The 17,907-nt window shown below is 72.1% G+C and carries 15 protein-coding genes and 2 pseudogenes; 9 read left to right on the forward strand and 8 right to left on the reverse strand.

Annotated features, from left to right (window positions below; translation table 11 throughout):
* The 4 genes and pseudogenes from ACWD0Y_RS13080 to ACWD0Y_RS13095 form a co-directional block, all read left to right on the forward strand.
* Window positions 1-544, forward strand: a pseudogene (locus tag ACWD0Y_RS13080) (rRNA cytosine-C5-methyltransferase); the annotation flags it as partial.
* Window positions 545-731: 187 nt separating this feature from the next.
* Window positions 732-1,418, forward strand: a complete 687-nt coding sequence (rpe, locus tag ACWD0Y_RS13085) for a ribulose-phosphate 3-epimerase (RefSeq protein WP_093801884.1) — start codon at window positions 732-734, stop codon at window positions 1,416-1,418.
* 79 nt (window positions 1,419-1,497) lie between these two features.
* The gene (locus ACWD0Y_RS13090; RefSeq protein ID WP_093801885.1) at window positions 1,498-2,580 is read left to right on the forward strand and encodes a sugar-binding transcriptional regulator; all 1,083 of its coding nucleotides are present in this window, start codon (window positions 1,498-1,500) and stop codon (window positions 2,578-2,580) included.
* A 185-nt stretch (window positions 2,581-2,765) separates the two neighbouring features.
* The gene (locus tag ACWD0Y_RS13095; protein ID WP_450260425.1) at window positions 2,766-4,208 is read left to right on the forward strand and encodes a GuaB1 family IMP dehydrogenase-related protein; all 1,443 of its coding nucleotides are present in this window, start codon (window positions 2,766-2,768) and stop codon (window positions 4,206-4,208) included.
* A 155-nt stretch (window positions 4,209-4,363) separates the two neighbouring features.
* Here the strand turns inward: ACWD0Y_RS13095 and ACWD0Y_RS13100 are convergent, their stop codons facing one another.
* The 4 genes from ACWD0Y_RS13100 to ACWD0Y_RS13115 all read right to left on the reverse strand — a co-directional run bounded on the left by ACWD0Y_RS13100 (window position 4,364) and on the right by ACWD0Y_RS13115 (window position 7,175).
* Window positions 4,364-4,654: a hypothetical protein gene (locus ACWD0Y_RS13100; protein WP_450260426.1), complete on the reverse strand. Its 291-nt coding sequence runs from the start codon at window positions 4,652-4,654 to the stop codon at window positions 4,364-4,366.
* Window positions 4,651-5,421 carry a class I SAM-dependent methyltransferase gene (locus tag ACWD0Y_RS13105; protein ID WP_450260485.1) on the reverse strand — a complete coding sequence of 257 codons (771 nt, stop codon included), beginning with the start codon at window positions 5,419-5,421 and terminating at the stop codon, window positions 4,651-4,653. Before ACWD0Y_RS13105 ends, ACWD0Y_RS13100 begins: the two co-directional genes overlap by 4 nt.
* A 168-nt stretch (window positions 5,422-5,589) precedes the next feature.
* Window positions 5,590-6,024 (reverse strand): ATP-binding protein, encoded by a 435-nt coding sequence (locus tag ACWD0Y_RS13110; protein WP_450260427.1) that lies wholly within the window; start codon window positions 6,022-6,024, stop codon window positions 5,590-5,592.
* A 104-nt stretch (window positions 6,025-6,128) separates the two neighbouring features.
* Complete coding sequence (locus tag ACWD0Y_RS13115) at window positions 6,129-7,175, reverse strand: GDSL-type esterase/lipase family protein (protein ID WP_450260428.1); 1,047 nt, start codon at window positions 7,173-7,175, stop codon at window positions 6,129-6,131.
* A 395-nt stretch (window positions 7,176-7,570) separates the two neighbouring features.
* Here ACWD0Y_RS13115 and ACWD0Y_RS13120 point away from each other — a divergent pair, with 395 nt between their 5' ends.
* Window positions 7,571-8,962 (forward strand): amino acid permease, encoded by a 1,392-nt coding sequence (locus ACWD0Y_RS13120; protein WP_450260486.1) that lies wholly within the window; start codon window positions 7,571-7,573, stop codon window positions 8,960-8,962.
* A 10-nt stretch (window positions 8,963-8,972) separates the two neighbouring features.
* Window positions 8,973-9,428: an Lrp/AsnC family transcriptional regulator gene (locus ACWD0Y_RS13125; protein ID WP_069929730.1), complete on the forward strand. Its 456-nt coding sequence runs from the start codon at window positions 8,973-8,975 to the stop codon at window positions 9,426-9,428.
* Here ACWD0Y_RS13125 and ACWD0Y_RS13130 read toward each other — a convergent pair.
* Window positions 9,425-10,000: a Repetin gene (locus tag ACWD0Y_RS13130; RefSeq protein WP_450260429.1), complete on the reverse strand. Its 576-nt coding sequence runs from the start codon at window positions 9,998-10,000 to the stop codon at window positions 9,425-9,427. The genes ACWD0Y_RS13125 and ACWD0Y_RS13130 overlap by 4 nt on opposite strands.
* Before the next feature lie 318 nt (window positions 10,001-10,318).
* On the opposite strand from ACWD0Y_RS13130, the gene ACWD0Y_RS13135 reads away from it, so the two are divergent.
* Both ACWD0Y_RS13135 and ACWD0Y_RS13140 read left to right on the forward strand, forming a co-directional pair.
* Entirely contained in the window at window positions 10,319-11,116 is a 798-nt protein-coding gene (locus ACWD0Y_RS13135; protein ID WP_450260430.1) for a carbon-nitrogen hydrolase family protein, read from the forward strand.
* A 53-nt stretch (window positions 11,117-11,169) separates the two neighbouring features.
* Window positions 11,170-12,861 (forward strand): flavin monoamine oxidase family protein, encoded by a 1,692-nt coding sequence (locus ACWD0Y_RS13140; RefSeq protein ID WP_450260431.1) that lies wholly within the window; start codon window positions 11,170-11,172, stop codon window positions 12,859-12,861.
* 184 nt (window positions 12,862-13,045) lie between these two features.
* On the opposite strand, the gene ACWD0Y_RS13145 is transcribed toward ACWD0Y_RS13140, so the two are convergent.
* The 3 genes and pseudogenes from ACWD0Y_RS13145 to ACWD0Y_RS13155 all read right to left on the reverse strand — a co-directional run bounded on the left by ACWD0Y_RS13145 (window position 13,046) and on the right by ACWD0Y_RS13155 (window position 16,626).
* Entirely contained in the window at window positions 13,046-13,759 is a 714-nt protein-coding gene (locus ACWD0Y_RS13145; protein ID WP_450260432.1) for a DUF5995 family protein, read from the reverse strand.
* Between the two features lie 109 nt (window positions 13,760-13,868).
* Window positions 13,869-15,264 (reverse strand): annotated as a pseudogene (locus ACWD0Y_RS13150) (uracil-xanthine permease family protein); the annotation flags it as partial.
* Between the two features lie 144 nt (window positions 15,265-15,408).
* The gene (locus ACWD0Y_RS13155; protein WP_450260433.1) at window positions 15,409-16,626 is read right to left on the reverse strand and encodes an MFS transporter; all 1,218 of its coding nucleotides are present in this window, start codon (window positions 16,624-16,626) and stop codon (window positions 15,409-15,411) included.
* Window positions 16,627-16,720: 94 nt separating this feature from the next.
* Here ACWD0Y_RS13155 and ACWD0Y_RS13160 point away from each other — a divergent pair, with 94 nt between their 5' ends.
* Window positions 16,721-17,893 (forward strand): ROK family transcriptional regulator, encoded by a 1,173-nt coding sequence (locus ACWD0Y_RS13160; RefSeq protein ID WP_450260434.1) that lies wholly within the window; start codon window positions 16,721-16,723, stop codon window positions 17,891-17,893.
* Window positions 17,894-17,907: the final 14 nt, after the last annotated feature.

Consider the following 17,907-nt stretch of genomic DNA (forward strand, 5'->3'; position numbering starts at 1 on the left):
CCATGACGTCGATGCCGATCCCGGCGAGCGCCTCCTGGTCGGCCTTCGAGAGGCCGCCCCGGCGCCGCGCCTCGGCCAGCGCCCGTGTCACGGCAACCCCGGCCCGTATCAGGTCGTCGCCGCCGACGGCACGCGCCCGCCGTGGCTCCCCGGCTCCTTCGACCGCGTCCTGGTGGACGTCCCGTGCTCCGGGCTCGGCGCGCTGCGCCGCCGCCCGGAAGCGCGCTGGCGGCGCCGCGCCGAGGACCTGGACGGCTTCGCCCCGCTCCAGCGCGGGCTGCTGCGCGAGGCGCTGAACGCGGTGCGCGTGGGCGGCGTCGTGGGGTACGCGACCTGCTCGCCGCACCTCGCCGAGACCCGGGTCGTCGTCGACGACGTGATCAAGGGGCGCGGCGGGCACCGGCCGGTCGAGGTCGAGTGGATCGACGCCAGGCCGCTGATGCCGGACGTACCGGCGCTGGGCGACGGGCCCGACGTACAGCTGTGGCCGCACATGCACGGTACGGACGCGATGTACCTGGCGCTGCTGCGCCGGACCGCGTAGCCGTCCGCCGGCGGCGGGGCCGGCCGGTGGACTCCTCGGTGCTGTCCGGGACTTGGGTGGTTTTGTCCGTCCTGGGCAGCCGGGAGGCCGCTCCCCGGGGCGTGCCACCGCCACGGGGGCCGGAATCCCGGAAGCTTTGGTCCGTACCGGGGACGGGAACCGCCGCGGAACATGGCAGGCTTGGGTCATGGCCGCGCAGATCAATCCCAGCATCCTGTCCGCAGACTTCTCCCGGCTCGCCGAGGAGGCCAAGGCCGTCGAGGGCGCGGACTGGCTCCATGTCGACGTGATGGACAACCACTTCGTGCCCAACCTGACGCTGGGCGTCCCGGTCGTGGAAGCCCTCAGCCGGGCGACGGACATCCCGCTCGACTGCCACCTGATGATCGAGGACGCCGACCGCTGGGCTCCGCAGTACGTCGAGGCGGGTGCCGGATCGGTCACCTTCCACGCCGAGGCCGCCGCCGCACCCGTACGGACGGCGCGCGAGATCCGCGCCAAGGGCGCCCGTGCCTCCATGGCGCTGAAGCCGGCCACGCCCATCGAGCCGTACGAGGACCTGCTCCCCGAGCTCGACATGCTGCTGATCATGACCGTGGAGCCGGGCTTCGGCGGCCAGGCGTTCCTCGACATCATGCTGCCGAAGATCCGCCGTACCCGTGAGCTGATCTCCAAGCACGGTCTGGAGATGTGGCTCCAGGTCGACGGCGGTGTGTCGGCGTCGACGATCGAGCGGTGCGCCGAGGCGGGCGCGGACGTCTTCGTCGCCGGTTCCGCCGTGTACGGGACGGACGACCCGGCCGCCGCGGTGCGCATGCTGCGCAACCAGGCGACCGAAGCCACGGCCACCGCGGCCTGGGCATGCAACCACTGAGCCACAGCTCGGTGAACGCCGCCCTTCGGGGCTGATCAAGGTCTCTGTCATCTGACAGGATGAACAGCGAGCCCCGTGTGTGAACAGCAGTGAGGAGAACGCGGTGTCTGCAATGTCGGCGGGCCGGTCAGCTCTGCGGATGGGACCCGCAGAGCTGGTCCAGGCGGCGGCCATGGCCCGCCGCTTCTACCTGGAGGGCAAGTCCAAGATCCAGATTGCCGAGGAGTTCGGCGTCAGCCGCTTCAAGGTGGCCAGGGTCCTGGAGACCGCCCTCGAACGCGATCTCGTGCGCATCGAGATCAGGGTGCCCGCCGAGCTGGACGCGGAGCGCTCCGACGCGCTGCGGGCCCGCTACGGCCTGCGGCACGCGGTCGTCGTCGAGTCCCCGGCCGACGCACCCGAGGACGCGCTCCCGGGAACGCCCGGTTTCGCGGGGAGCGCGCCCACCGACCCGGAGAACCTGGGCGAGGTCGCGGCCGACCTGCTCGGCGAACTGGTGACCGAGGGCGACGTGCTGGGCCTGGCCTGGGGCCGGTCCACCATCCACATGGCCGCGGCCCTGCACCAGCTGCCGCCGTGCACGGTCGTCCAGCTGACCGGCGTGTACGACGCCGGCACGGCGGAGCGCGGCTCCGTCGAAGCCGTGCGCCGCGCCGCCCAGGTGTCCGGCGGAGAGGCGCACCCCATCTACGCACCGATGCTGCTGCCCGACCCGGCGACCGCGGCGGCGCTGCGCAGCCAGACCGGCATCGCCCGCGCCTTCGAGTACTTCGACAAGGTGACCGTCGCGGCCGTCTCCATCGGCTCCTGGGAGCCGGGCATCTCCACCGTCCACGACATGCTCTCCGACGAGGAGCGCGCGCACTACGCCTCGCTGGGCGTCGCGGCCGAGATGTCCGCGCACCTCTTCGACGCCGAGGGCCGCCGGGTCGGGCGCGACCTGGGCGAGCGGTGCATCACCGTCGAGGCCGACCGGCTGCGGCGGGTCCCCGAGGTGGTGGCCATCGCGGGCGGGCTGCGCAAGGCGGCCGCCATCGACGCCGTACTGCGCTCGGGCCTGGTCACCAGCCTCGTCACGGACACCGCCGCGGCGGACTACCTGCTGAACGAGACGGGCACGGCGCCGCGGCCCGCGCTGGACCGGGCGGACCCTGACGACTGAGCCGGCCGGGCCGGAGCGCGGACGGGACGCGGTTTCGTTTGGAGGATCCGACCAGGGCACCCGCTGTGACCTGGATGATCGACCCGGAGGGTGTAGCGGCACGGTCGTGGGACACTGAAGTACGTGCGTTTTTCCCCGGCTGAAATGCCCGGGGGCCAACTCCGAACGACTGGGATGTTCAGCACGTGCGTTTCCTCAACGATCTGAAGCCGCCGTACGACCTCACGTACGACGACGTATTCATGGTGCCGAGCCGTTCGGCCGTCGGCTCCCGCCAGGGCGTGGACCTCACGTCGCCCGACGGCACCGGCACCACCATCCCGCTGGTCGTGGCCAACATGACCGCGATCGCCGGCCGCCGGATGGCCGAGACCGTGGCCCGTCGCGGCGGACTCGTCGTCATCCCGCAGGACATCCCGATCGAGGTCGTCACCGAGGTCGTCTCCTGGGTGAAGACGCGCCACCTGGTGCTCGACACCCCGATCGTCCTGGCCCCCTCGCAGACCGTCGCCGACGCGCTGTCGCTGCTGCCCAAGCGGGCGCACGGCGCGGGCGTCGTGGTGGACGCGGAGCGCCGCCCCGTCGGCGTCGTCACCGACCACGACCTGACCGGCGTCGACCGCTTCACGCAGCTGTCCGAGGTCATGTCCCGCGACCTGGTCCTGCTGGACGCCGGAATCGACCCGCGCGAGGCCTTCAACCGGCTCGACCACGCCAACCGCAAGTACGCGCCCGCCGTGGACGAGGACGGCCGCCTCGTCGGCGTCCTGACCCGCAAGGGCGCTCTGCGCGCGACCCTCTACACGCCCGCCACGGACGCGGCAGGCAAGCTGCGCATCGCGGCCGCCGTCGGCATCAACGGCGACGTCGCGGGCAAGGCCAAGCAGCTCCTCGACGCCGGCGTGGACACGCTCGTCGTGGACACCGCGCACGGCCACCAGGAGTCGATGATCGCCGCGGTCAAGGCCGTGCGCGGGCTCGACCCGCAGGTCCCGATCGTCGCGGGCAACATCGTCGCCGCCGAGGGCGTGCGCGACCTCATCGAGGCCGGCGCGGACATCATCAAGGTCGGTGTGGGCCCCGGCGCCATGTGCACCACCCGCATGATGACCGGCGTGGGCCGGCCGCAGTTCTCCGCCGTCATGGAGTGCGCCGCCGAGGCGAAGAAGTTCGGCAAGCACGTCTGGGCCGACGGCGGGGTCCGCCACCCGCGTGACGTCGCGATGGCGCTCGCCGCGGGCGCGTCCAACGTCATGGTCGGCTCCTGGTTCGCCGGTACGTACGAGTCGCCCGGCGACCTCCAGCACTCCGCCGACGGCCGTGCCTACAAGGAGTCGTTCGGCATGGCGTCCGCCCGCGCCGTACGCAACCGTACGAGCGAGGAGTCGGCGTACGACCGTGCGCGCAAGGCGCTGTTCGAGGAGGGCATCTCCACCTCGCGCATGTTCCTCGACCCGACGCGTCCGGGCGTCGAGGACCTGATCGACTCGATCATCGCGGGTGTCCGCTCCTCGTGCACGTACGCCGGTGCCGCCTCGCTGGAGGAGTTCGCCGAGAAGGCGATCGTCGGTGTGCAGAGCGCCGCCGGTTACGCCGAGGGCAAGCCGCTGCACGCCAGCTGGAGCTGACGTCCCGGCAGTTGCCGCTCCCGCCTGTCATCCCCGGCCGGTCCCCGCTTCCGCGGGGGCCGGCCGCGGTGCAGGCGGGGGCTCTGCCGCCGGGGCCGGCCGGCCCCGGCGGTGAACCCGGGAACGGCTCCCGGCCGTACGGGTCCTTCGCCGTGTCACGGCCTCGTGCGCGGCCCGCTCCGGTCGCCGGAGAACCGGCCCCGTTCGCACAGGCCGTCGACGGCCAGGTTCTTTGCCTCGCTCAGCCGCGCGTCGGGGGCGGCACTGATGACGGCCCGGGCGTGGGCCGGACGGGGAGCGACCCGCCAGGCGGCGACGAACGTGCCGACCGTGTGCTCGTCCGCGGTTCCCGACGTCTGACGCGAGCCGAGGCGGTCGAGGGAGACCACGCACTCGTCGAGGTCCCGCAGGACCCCCACGAGTGCGTCGGAGGATGCGGATCTCACGGGAGGACGTGTCCGTCCGCCGATTCGATCCCACGCCCGGCGTCCCGGCGGAACAGGGCCGTCCAGAGGAAGGGTTCGCCGAAGGACGGGGACTCGGGCGGCTCGTCGCGCATGCGGCGCAGCTCGACCTCCGTCAGGCCGGAGAAGATCCGGCGCAGGGACTCCGGCGTGTAGGCGAGGCCGCCGTGGAGGCCGGGCCGTCGGTAGAAGTCGGCGTCGGGGAGCTCGGACCCCATCGCGCCGGCCGCGAAGCAGGTGAGGGCGAAATGCCCGCCGGGCGCGAGGGCCCGGTCGAGAAGGGCGAGGTAGCTGACGCGGCGGTGCGGCGGCAGGTGGTGGAAGCAGCCGGAATCGTGGATCAGGTCGTACGGGCCGCCCAGTCCGGTGCCGGTGGGAGCGAAGGCGTCGCCGCAGTGGAACCGTACGTCGGCCCCCGCCTCGCGGGCGCGGTCCTCGGCCCAGGCGACGGCTGCGGGGGAGAGGTCGACGGCGTCCACCTCGAAGCCCAGCGAGGCGAGGTGGAGCGCGTTGCGGCCCGGGCCGCAGCCCAGGTCGAGGGCACGGCCCGCGGTGATCAGGCCGCGGTCGACGTACGAGACCAGGCTCTCGTCCGGCTTCGCCACGAAGAACGGCACCGGCTTCGAGCGGTCCGCGTAGAAACTGTCCCACCAGGAAGCCCCGCCGGACGTCCAGCGGTCCGCCTCCGGCGCGAACAGGCCGTCCAGAAGCCTCAGTACATCGTCCACCGTGCGTATGTCCCGGTCCATCCGGTCCCCTTCCCTCATCAGGGAATTTTAGGTCCGGGCGCAGGAAAAGCCCAGGTCAGACGGTGTTCCGGGAGCGCGTGACCGGCTGTGTGAGAGGCTCGGGCGAGGGCAGGGGCGGCCGGGTCCGCAGGTGACGCCGCATGATGTCCACGACCTCGCCGAAGGCCGTCACGGCGGCGGTCCCGGCCGGGCCGGCCCAGGTTTTGCGGGCAGTGCGCCGGGCGCGCCGCCCCAGTACGCCTGCGCCGGACGCGGCCAGGCCGCCCGTACCCGCTTGCCTTCGGGAAGCGGGCTGACCTCCACCCGCCCCGCGAGCCTGTGCACCATGTGCCAGCCGAACCCGCCGCCGCCGGAGAAGTCCGGTTCGCGGGCGACGGGAAGCCGGTCGCTGGAGTCGTCCACCTCGACCACCAGCTCCTCCGGGCCCACGAGGAGGGTGAGGCGCCACCAGCCGGAGGTGTGCCGCACGGCGTTGGTCACCAGTTCGCTGATGACGAGCAGCACGGCGTCGAGGTCGGCCCAGGGGCAGTGCTGGGTCAGGTAATCGGCGGCGGCCTCCCGGGCTGTCGCGCTGTTCTCCTGCGGCGAATCCAGGACAACCATGGGCGGCTCCTCAGTCATCACGGGCTCCCTTACCCGCTGTTTGCGTTCCCATGACCCTCTGGTCCCTCGAATGCTCACGCCGTGGGTGAACGCGGGCGGAGCCCTCAGGGACCTGACGGCCCGACGAAGCGCGCCTCGCGCAGGGCGCAGGCGACCGCGTCGGCCATGAGGGCGTGGCCCGCGTCGTTCGGGTGCAGGCCGTCCGCGAGATGTCCGGGGCCGAGCACACCGAGGCCGGGGAGCAGGGCCAGCCGGCCGTCGCCCGCGGCGATGCCGGCCAGGACGGCCTCCTCCAGGGCGGTGCGCAGGTCGGCGAGGGTGGCGCCCAGGGCGTTGGGGGCCCGCTCCGCCTCGGGGCGCAGGACGGGGGAGACGACCAGGAGCGGGGTGTCCGGGTGCCCCTGGCGTACGAGGCCGATGAAGGCCCGCACCGTCTCGTGCAGCAGGGGCGCCGAGAAGGGGGTGCGGGACCAGCAGTTGGTGCCGAAGGCGAGAGTCAGGAGATCGGCGGGCAGGCCCGCGAGCTGCTGGGCGACGGCGAGTTCACCGCGGCCGGCGCCGGCGTGACCGAGGTTCACGGCGTCCAGGCCGAGCGTACGGCCGGCCGCGGCGGGCCAGGCGTGGGCGGGGCGGGTGGACCACCAGCCCTCGGTGATGGAGTCGCCGTGCACCAGCCAGCGGGGCTGGGGCGGGGCAGGGGAGAGGGAGCCGCCGACCGGCCGCAGGCCGAGGATCTCCGGGCACTGGCTCTCCGGCGGGTGGACCGTGAACCGGCCCGGGCGGTCCGGCAGCCCGATCCGTACGACCGTCTCCCGCGCCGGGGCCTCGCTGACCTCCGTCACGAGGGAGCCGTCGTGCCACAGCGCGAAGGTGTGCGCGAGGTCGCGCAGTGCGCTGCCGGGACCGGGCAGGGCCGCGCGGTAGCGGATGTCGACGGCGGTGGCGCCGCGCGCCGTGAACTCCAGCCGTACGCCGACGGGGACGGCGGAGCGCTCCACGGTGTCCCACGGCAGCCGGTCCAGGTCGGCGGGGTCGGCGCGCACGGCGCGAAGGCCGTCGCGCCAGGCGACGCCGCGCAGGAAGGGGCCGGGGTCCAGCCATCCCGCCGCGTCTGTCCGGCCCGCATGGCCTGTCCGGTCCGTTGTCGTCATGGTGGGCCTCCGGTCGTCGTGTGCGGGGGTGCGGAAGGGGGTGTGCGCGAGGTGTGCGCGGGGTGTGCGTCGTAACGGACAAAACGGAAATCGAAAGGTGAGGCGCAACAAAGAGCCATGTGTCGCGGTTGCGCGCAATAATCCTCCGTCGATACGCAAGGTTGCTGCATTACGGACGGGAACGCACTCCTCGTAGGCTTCGCGCTGTACGTGGAGTGGCGGGGACCGCCTGCTCGGCGGTTCCCGAGCTCCGGGCTGTTTCTACGCCCCGAGTGGACCGTCGCGGTCGCCGCCTTCCCGATCGGCAGCGATAAGGAGCCACCCCAGTGTTGGACGCAGCGCCACCCGTCACTCCCCAACCGGAATCCAAGCGTCCGCAGCTTGGCAGCCGGCTGATGCGGCGCAAGCCCGTCGAGCAGCTCGTCGCCGAGGGCGGCCAGGGCGAGGGCGGCTCGCTCCGTCGCTCGCTCACCATGTGGCAGCTGACCATGATCAGCATCGGTGCCACGCTCGGCACCGGAATCTTCGTCGTGCTCGGCGAGGGCACGGCGAAGGCGGGCCCCGCCGTCGCGATCGCGTTCGTCATAGCCGGACTCACCGCCCTCTTCTCCGCCCTCTCCTACGCGGAGCTGGCCGGATCCATACCGGTGTCCGGTTCCTCGTACTCCTACACCTACGCGACCATGGGTGAGGTCATCGCCTGGATCTGCGGCTGGTGCCTCGTTCTCGAGTACGGAGTCTCCGTCTCCGCCGTCGCGGTCGGGTGGGGTCAGTACCTCAATGAGCTGCTCAACGGCACCATCGGCGTCACCATCCCGCAGTCGGTGTCGGCCCCCCTTGGCGAGGGCGGCTTCATCAACCTGCCGGCCCTCCTTGTAGTGCTGCTGGCCATGGTTTTCCTGCTGCGTGGAGCCAAGGAGAGCGCCCGCGTCAACACGATCATGGTCGTCATCAAGATCGCCACGCTGGTTCTCTTCTGCGCGATCGGCTTCATGGGCATCAAGGCCGGCAACTACGCCCCCCTCGCCCCGCTCGGCATCACCGGCATCAGCGCCGCCGCGGCCACCCTGTTCTTCTCGTACATCGGCTTCGACGCGGCCTCCACCGCCGGTGAGGAAGCCAAGAACCCGAAGAAGGACCTGCCGCGCGCGATCATGCTGTCGCTGCTGATCGTCACCGTGCTCTACTGCCTCGTCGCCCTGGTCGCCGTCGGCGCCATGCCGTGGCAGGACTTCGAGGGCACCGACGCCGCCCTGGCAAAGATCATGGAAAACGTCACGGGGCACAGCTTCTGGAGCGTCGTTCTGGCGGCCGGAGCTGTCGTCGCCATTGCGAGCGTCGTCTTCGCCGTGCTGTACGGCCAGACCCGCATCCTCTTCGCGATGTCACGCGACGGTCTGATGCCCAAGGTCTTCGCGAAGGTGGATTCCCGCACCGGCACGCCCAGGGCCAACGTGGTGATCGTGTCCGTCTTCTGCGGCGTCCTTGCGGCCTTCGTTCCGCTGGGCGAGCTCGCGAACGCCACGAGCATTGGCACCCTCTTCGCCTTCGCTCTGGTGAACGTCTCGGTGATCATCCTGCGGTACAAGCGGCCGGACATGCCGCGCACGTTCCGCGTGGCCCTGTTCCCGGTGACGCCGATCCTGGGCTTTATCGCCTGCGGTTACAACATGCTCCAGCTCGGTGGCCTCACGTGGCTCTACTTCGTTGGCTGGATGATCGCCGGGCTCGTGTTCTACTTCCTCTACGGCTTGCGCCGCTCCAGTCTGGCCACCGCAGAGAAGTGATCCACCCGTAGTGCGACTGAACGATCTCGACGAACGCATCGTCCACGCCCTCGCCGAGGACGCCCGCCGCAGTTACGCGGACATCGGCTCCGAGGTCGGCCTGTCCGCGCCCGCCGTGAAGCGGCGCGTGGACAGGCTGCGGGCGGAAGGAGCCATCACCGGCTTCACCGTCCGCGTCGACCCGGCCGCCCTCGGCTGGGAGACCGAGGGCTTCATCGAGATGTACTGCCGCCACAACACGTCCCCCGAGGACATCCGCCGTGGCCTGTCGCGCTACCCGGAGGTGGTGTCCGCGTCGACCGTCACCGGCGACGCGGACGCCGTCGTCCAGATCTTCGCCTCCGACATGCGCCACTTCGAGCGGGTGCTGGAGCGGATCGCGGGGGAGCCGTTCGTCGAGCGCACCAAGTCGGTGCTCGTGCTCTCCCCGCTGCTCAGGCGCTTCTCGTCGGGCTCGCCCGCCTAGCCCTTCGCCGGGGCCTGCTCGTACACCGGCTGCCACGGCAGCACCTTGAAGTCGCCCGAGCCCGTCCTGATCTTCTCGAACGGGGCGGAACTCATGCACTTGGGCAGTTCCTGCTTCTCCACGTCCCGGCCGATCCAGCTGTAGCCCAGTCGGTCGTTCCTCCCCTGGTCGTGGACCGAGATCCCGACCCGTTTGCCCATGCCCGGCCGGTCGGTGTCGGTGATGACGCCGGTGACCACGGCGACCTTGCCGCCCGTCACGAGACAGTCGACCTTCCCCCTGGCCCAGCCCGAGGTGCCGTCCGGGAAGACGTGCTCGAAGCGGAAGGTGCCGTACGCCTTCTCCGGGTCCATGGTGTCCTTCGCCGCCAGATGCGCGTCGAAGGTGAACGTGATGTCGTCCCCGGCCGGCCGGTACAGCTTCGCCGTGCCGGTCAGCGCCGCCGCCTCGCGCTCCTTGCCGCGCGGGACGCCGTCCCCGGCGGCGAGGGCGGTGCCGGCGGCCCCGGCGGTGATCAGCAGGGCGGCGCCGAGCGCGGCGATCTTCGTACGGTGGCGGGTCGGACGGTTCATGACAGCTCCTCGGTCGGGTGGTCCGGCTGTTGTCCGGACGTCCCTCACTCTTCCGCCGGCGCGCCTCGCGCACATCGTGCCGGAGCACGCACCGCGGTCCGCCGCGCGGCGGGAGCCCGGCCCGTACGGTCCGCCCCGAGGCGTACGGGCCGTACGACCGCAGTCCCCCCGGTGGGTACGCAACGAATCGCCGCAGCGGGCCCTGATTGCGCAACGGATCGACGGTCGGTCCGCAACGGTCGCGCCTTGTCCGGGGGTGAGCGCGGACCGTACCGTCTTAACGTCTCCCGCACGCCCCCCATCTGCCCGAGGTCTGCCATGCCGCCGCTCCGCACCGCCCTGCTCCAGAGCTCCGGCCGTCCCGGCTCCGTCGAAGCGAACCTCAAGGTCCTCGACGAGGCCGCGGGCCGTGCGGCAGCGGCCGGCGCCGGGCTGCTGGTCTGCCCGGAGATGTTCCTGACCGGCTACGCCATCGGCGCGGACGTGCACCGGCTGGCCGAGCCCGCCGACGGGGAGTCGGCCGACGCCGTCGCCGACATCGCCGTACGCCACGGGCTCGCCGTCCACTACGGCTACCCGGAGCGCGACGGCGAGCGCGTCTACAACTCCGCCCAGCTGATCGGCCCCGACGGCGCCCGCCTCGCGAACTACCGCAAGACCCACCTCTTCGGCTGCTTCGAGCAGGAGTGGTTCACGCCCGGCGACGACACGGTCGTCCAGGCGGAGCTCGGCGGCCTGACCGTCGGCCTCATGATCTGCTACGACGTGGAGTTCCCGGAGAACGTCCGCGCCCACGCGCTCGCGGGCACCGACCTGCTGCTGGTGCCCACCGCACAGATGCACCCGTTCCAGTTCGTCGCCGAGTCCGTGGTCCCCGTGCGGGCCTTCGAGAACCAGATGTACGTCGCCTACGTCAACCGGACCGGCCCCGAGGGCGAGTTCGAGTTCGTCGGGCTGAGCTGCCTGGCCGGTCCCGACGGCGCCTCCCGCGCCCGCGCCGGCCGCGGCGAGGAGCTGGTCTTCGGCGACGCCGACCCCGAGTTCCTGCGGGCCTCGCGCGAGAACAACCCGTATCTGCGCGACCGCCGCCCCGGTCTGTACGCGTCCCTGGCCTGACGCTCCCGCCGCCTCCCCCCTCTTTTTTCCGCTTTGCAAGGAGTCCGTACCCCATGACGTCCACGGTGCCCACCGCCGTCCAGCACACCGACGCGCAGCCGCCGATCACCATGTTCGGTCCGGACTTCCCCTACGCGTACGACGACTTCCTCGCCCACCCGGCGGGCCTCGGCCAGATACCGGCGACCGAGCACGGCACCGAGGTCGCGGTCATCGGCGGCGGCCTGTCCGGCATCATCGCCGCGTACGAGCTGATGAAGATGGGCCTCAAGCCCGTCGTCTACGAGGCCGACCAGATCGGCGGCCGGCTGCGCACCGTCGGCTTCGAGGGCTGCGACGAGTCGCTCACCGCCGAGATGGGCGCCATGCGCTTCCCGCCGTCCTCGACGGCGCTCCAGCACTACATCGACCTGGTGGGCCTGGAGACGAAGGCGTTCCCCAACCCGCTGGCCCCCGAGACCCCGTCGACCGTCGTCGACCTCAAGGGCGAGTCGCACTACGCCGTGACCGTCGACGACCTGCCGCAGGTCTACCGCGACGTCATGAACGCCTGGAACGCCTGCCTCGAAGAGGGCGCCGACTTCTCCGACATGAACCAGGCCATGCGGGAGCGCGACGTACCGCGCATCCGTGAGATCTGGGCCAAGCTCGTCGAGAAGCTCGACAACCAGACCTTCTACGGCTTCCTCTGCGACTCCGAGGCATTCAAGTCCTTCCGGCACCGCGAGATCTTCGGCCAGGTCGGCTTCGGCACCGGCGGCTGGGACACCGACTTCCCGAACTCCATCCTGGAGATCCTGCGCGTCGTCTACACCGAGGCGGACGACCACCACCGCGGCATCGTCGGCGGCAGCCAGCAGCTCCCCGTCCGGCTGTGGGAGCGCGAGCCGGCCAAGCTCGTGCACTGGCCGCTCGGCACGTCGCTGAAGTCCCTCCACGCGGGCGAGCCCAAGCCCGCCGTGACGCGCCTGCACCGCACGGCCGGCAACCGGATCACCGTCACCGACGCCTCCGGCGACATCCGCACGTACCAGGCGGCGATCTTCACCGCGCAGTCCTGGATGCTGCTCTCCAAGATCACCTGCGACGACTCGCTGTTCCCCATCGACCACTGGACGGCGATGGAGCGCACCCACTACATGGAGTCGTCCAAGCTGTTCGTGCCGGTCGACCGGCCGTTCTGGCTGGACAAGGACGAGGAGACCGGCCGTGACGTCATGTCGATGACGCTCACCGACCGGATGACGCGCGGTACGTACCTGCTGGACGACGGCCCGGACAAGCCCGCCGTCATCTGCCTCTCGTACACCTGGTGCGACGACAGCCTCAAGTGGCTGCCGCTGTCCGCGAACGAGCGGATGGAGGTCATGCTGAAGTCGCTGGGCGAGATCTACCCCAAGGTCGACATCCGCCGGCACATCATCGGCAACCCGGTGACGGTGTCGTGGGAGAACGAGCCGTACTTCATGGGCGCGTTCAAGGCGAACCTGCCCGGCCACTACCGCTACCAGCGCCGCCTGTTCACCCACTTCATGCAGGACCGCCTCCCCGAGGACAAGCGCGGCATCTTCCTCGCGGGCGACGACATCTCCTGGACGGCCGGCTGGGCCGAGGGCGCCGTGCAGACCGCGCTGAACGCGGTGTGGGGCGTCATGCACCACTTCGGCGGTACGACCGACCCGACGAACCCGGGCCCCGGCGACGTCTACGACGAGATCGCCCCGGTCGAGCTGCCGGAGGACTGAGCCGGAGGTCCGGGCCGGGCCGCCGAGCCGGACCGCCGGGCCCGGCGACCGAGAATGTGCCCCCGGGGCCGGCCGCGATCCGGCCGGCCCCGGGTGGCCACCAACCGGCAGGATTCGGGCGGCCGCCGGCCGGCCGTCCCCGGTGGCGCCTCCCATGAGGGGCCGGGAGGGCAGGGGCCGGGGGTCAGTCGCCGCAGGACAGCGGCGTCAGCAGCATCCGCCCGACCAGTCCCACCCCCGCGTCCAGCCGTTCCCTGAAGTCCTCCGCCAGGTCCGGCAGCCCTCGCAGGCCCCACAGCAGCCGGGCCGCCGACCAGGCGGCGTCGCGGGCCCGTTCCAGGCTCCACGAGCCGAGCAGGTGCGTCAGCGGATCGGCGACTTCCAGCAGGTCGGGGCCCGGCATCAGCTCCTCGCGGATACGCTCCTCCAGCGCCACGAGCGTGTCGCCCACCCGGTCGAAGTCCCCCTCCAGGTCGGCCGGCCGGCAGCCGAGCGCATGGCAGGTGTCGACCACGGCCAGCGCCAGGTCGTGTCCGATGTGCGCGTTGATCCCCGCGAGCGCGAACTGCAGCGGCCGTACGCCCGGGTGACGCCGGTACTGCAGCAGCGGCCGCCAGCAGGCGGGCGCACGCCGTCCCGCCGCCGAGGCGTCGACGGCTGTCAGGTAGCGCTCGGCGAAGATCACATCGAGGGCGGCGGCGGTGCGGGCGTCGGGGAACAGGCCGGCGTCGATACGCCGGTCGATCTCCTCGGTGACCGCCAGGTAGACCCGGTTGAAGACCGCGAGGCCGTCCGACGGCGGCCAGTCGCAGCGGAAGGAACGCATCCGCGCCACGACAGTGTCGACCGAGGTCCGGGTGCGGTCCGCCTGAGCTGGGAAGTGCTCGATCTGCGCCATACGGGCAGCGTCCCAGCCCTGGGCTTTTCCCCGGGCGCCGTAGGCCGGGTCTTCCCCAGAACGGGGGAACGGACCGCCCGCAGGTGCCGACCCGGCCCCGTCCTCAGTCGCCGGACGGGCCGGTTTTCCCGGCCTGTGTGTCGTACGTCGACGTGCCCGCGTCCAGCAGCGGCTCCTGCTCCTTCAGATGGGCGGGGGCCAGGGCGCGCAGGACGTGGTAGCCGGTGATGACGACGATCGTGCCGAGCGCGATACCGCCCAGTTCGAAGGTGTCGGTGATCTTGAGGCTGACGCCGCCGACACCGATGATGATGCCCGCCGCGGCCGGTACCAGGTTCAGCGGATTGCGCAGGTCCACCCGGGCGTTGGTCCAGATCTGCGCCCCGAGCAGGCCGATCATGCCGTACAGGATGACGGTGATGCCGCCGAGGACACCGCCGGGGATGGCCGCCACGACCGCGCCGAACTTGGGGCAGAGACCGAAGAGCAGCGCGAAACCGGCGGCGGCCCAGTACGCGGCGGTCGAGTAGACGCGGGTGGCCGCCATGACGCCGATGTTCTCGGAGTACGTCGTGTTGGGGGGCCCGCCCACGGCGGTGGACAGCATGGACCCGATGCCGTCGGCCGCGATGGCGGTGCCGAGCTTGTCGTCGAGGGGGTCGCCGGTCATCTCGCCGACGGCCTTGACGTGCCCGGCGTTCTCCGCGATCAGCGCTATGACGACGGGCAGCGCGACGAGGATCGCCGACCACTCGAAGCTCGGCGCGTGGAAGGAGGGGAGACCGATCCAGTCGGCCCGGCCGACCGCGGAGAGGTCGAGCCGCCAGTGGTCCACCGCCTCGGCGCCGCCCGCGGGCGAGTGGATCTTCCCGAAGAGCCGGTCGAAGAGCCAGGAGATCCCGTACCCGAAGAGCAGGCCGAGGAAGATCGCGATGCGGGAGAAGAAGCCGCGCAGGCAGACCACGGCCAGTCCGGTGAAGAGCATCACCAGCAGGGCCGTCCACTGGTCCTGCGGCCAGTACGTCGACGCCGTGACCGGGGCCAGGTTGAAACCGATCAGCATGACGACGGCGCCGGTGACGACCGGCGGCATCGCCGCGTGGATGATGCGGGCGCCGAACTTCTGCACGGCGAGGCCGGCGAGGAAGAGCGCCAGGCCGACGACGAGGACCGCGCCGGTGACGGTGGCGCTGTCACCGCCGGAGGCGCGGATGGTGGCGGCCACGCCGACGAAGGAGAGCGAACAGCCGAGGTAGCTGGGCACCCTGCCGCGGGTGGCCAGCAGGAAGATGACCGTCGCGACACCGGACATCATGATGGCCAGATTGGGATCCAGGCCCATGAGGACCGGAGCGACGAACGACGCCCCGAACATGGCCACCACGTGCTGGGCGCCGAGCCCGGCCGTACGGGGCCATGACAGGCGCTCGTCGGGGCGTACGACGGCTCCGGGGGGCGGGGGTCCGCCCGTCGCCGTGCAGGGTCCAGCGCACCCCGAGCTTCATCGTGGCTCCCGTACAGACAGATTCGGTCAGAAATGGACCAAGCCATGCTACGGCCGAAAACAACCTGCACTCGCCGTGCGGAGCGGCGGCCCGAGCCCGCTGGCACGGCGCTCTTCGCCCTCCCCTCTCCGTGAGGCGCGCCGCCTAGTCCTTCGCCGCGGCGGCCGGGGCGAAGGCGTCGCTTCGGGTGCCCGCCGGGACGCGGCCCGCGCCGCGCAGCACCCCCGCCCCCACCACCAGGCCGAACGCCAGCACCGTGACCAGCCCGAAGGACACCACCAGCGACGTCGCGTCGGCGACCGCGCCGATCGCCGACGGGGCGATCAGCCCCGAGGTGTACGTGATGGTCGCGACGCCCGCGATCGCCTGGCTCGGATTCGGCCCGCTGCGTCCCGCCGCGGCGAAGGCCAGCGGTACGACCACCGCGACGCCCAGACCCACCAGCGCGAACCCGGCCATCGCGAGCGCCGGGTGGGGCGCCATGACGACCAGCAGGCCACCGGCCGTCGCCGCGACGCCGCCCACCCGGACCGTGCGTACCGGGCCGAAGCGGTCGACCACCCGGTCCCCGGCCAGCCGCGCCACCGCCATCGTCAGCGCGAACGCGGTCGTCGACGCGGCCGCCAGACCCGGCGAGGTGTCCAGCACGTCCCGCAGGTAGACCGCCGACCAGTCCAGGCTCGCGCCCTCGGCGAAGACCGCGCAGAACCCGACCGCGCCGATCACCAGCGCCGACTTCGGCGGCAGCGCGAAGCGCGGCGGGGCCTCCTCGTCCGGCGCGCTGCGCAGGTCGATCACCCCCTGGCAGGCGGCGAGGCCGAGGGCGGTCAGCGCGGCGGCGGCGAGCGCGTGGTGCAGCCTCGCGTCACTGCCGAGGTGCGCGGCGACCGTTCCCGCGGCCGAGCCGATCAGCGCGCCCGCGCTCCACATGCCGTGCAGCCCCGACATGATCGACTTGTCGATCCGGTTCTCGATCTCGACACCGAGGGCGTTCATCGCCACGTCCGCCATGCCCGCCGTCGCGCCGTACACGAAGAGCGCGGCGCACAGCGTGAGCAGATTCGGCGACAGCGCGGGCAGCGTCAGCGAGAGCGTCCACAGCGCGAGCAGGCCGCGCAGCGCGCTGCGCGCTCCGAACCGGTGGCTGATCGCGCCGGCCAGCGGCATCGCCACCGAGGCGCCGATCGCCGGGAAGGCCAGCGCGAGACCGAGCTGTCCCGCGCTGACGCCGGTGTGGTCCACGATCCAGGGGATGCGGGTGGCGAAACTTCCGGTGACCGCGCCGTGCACGCAGAAGACGGCGGCCACGGCGTACCGTGCCCGCTTCAACCGTTCCTGACTGAAGACCCTGTCGTCCGGCATCCCTCGCGTCCTCCCCGCTGCGTCTCTCGTGTCCAGGTGCCGAAGTAAACTATCAGGCAGCCTGCCTGATAAATAGATCTGAGAGGATCCCGGCATGCCCGCATCACCGAGCACCGCCCGGGCCATCAACGACCGGTTCGCCCTCAAGCTGCTCCAGGACGAGGGCCCGTTGACGGCGGCACAGCTCAAAACGCTGACCGGACTCTCCCGCCCCTCCGTCGCCGACCTGGTCGAACGGCTCCAGGGCGCGGGCCTGATCACCGTGGTGGGGGAGGCGGGTGCCCAGCGCCGGGGCCCCAATGCCAGGCTGTACGGGATCGTCGCGGACCGCGCCCACCTCGCCGCGCTCGACGTGCGCACCGAGGGCCTCTCCGTCGTCGTCGCCGACCTGCTCGGCGCCACTCTCGCCGAGGCGACCCTGCCGATCGACGCCGACCTCACCGGCACGGAACCCGCCGTCGAGCAGGCGGTGGCGCTGCTGGAACGCACCGCCCGCGAGGCGGGAGTGCGGCGGCTGCACAGCATCGGGATCGGCGCGCCGGGCCTGATCGACCCGGCCACCGGTGAACTCCGCGCGACCACGGGCCTTCCCGCCTGGCACCGCAGGCTGGTCGCCGCCCTGCAGGAGCGCCTGCCGGCCACGCTGCTGGTGGAGAACGAGACCAACCTCGCCGCCGTCGCGGAACACCGGCTCGGCGCGGCCCGCGACCGCGACACCTTCGTGCTGCTCTGGCTGGGCCGCGGCGTGGGCGCGGCACTCATGCTCGACGGAAGGATCCGCCGCGGGGTGTCCGGTGGCGCGGGCGAGGTCGGTTTCCTGCCGGTGCCCGGCACCGTGGGCCTGCCGTCGGCGACGGACTGCGGCGGCGGGTTCCACTCCCTGGCCGGCGGCGCCGCGATCGGCGAACTCGCCGCGCTCCACGGCCTCGGGACGGCCGGGACCGCTTCCGGCGCGGCCGGCGTACGGGCGGCCCTGGCCGCGGGCCCTCGCGGCGAGGCGTTCCTCGACGCCCTCGCCGGGCACCTGGCCGTCGGGGCGGCGGCCGTCTCCGCGGTCCTCGACCCGGGCTGCGTCGTCCTGGGCGGCGAGACCGGTCACGCGGGCGGCGCGGCCCTCGCCGACCGCGTCACCGGCCGGCTGGCCGCGATGTCACCGCTGCGCACGGAAGTGAGGGCCGGGGAACTGGGCGACGGCGCGGTACTGCGGGGCGCGCTGCTCGCGGCGAGGGACGCGGTCCAGGACGACGTGTTCGCGCCCCGGAGCTGACCGGGGCGCGAACG

The organism is Streptomyces altiplanensis, assembly GCF_053591575.1.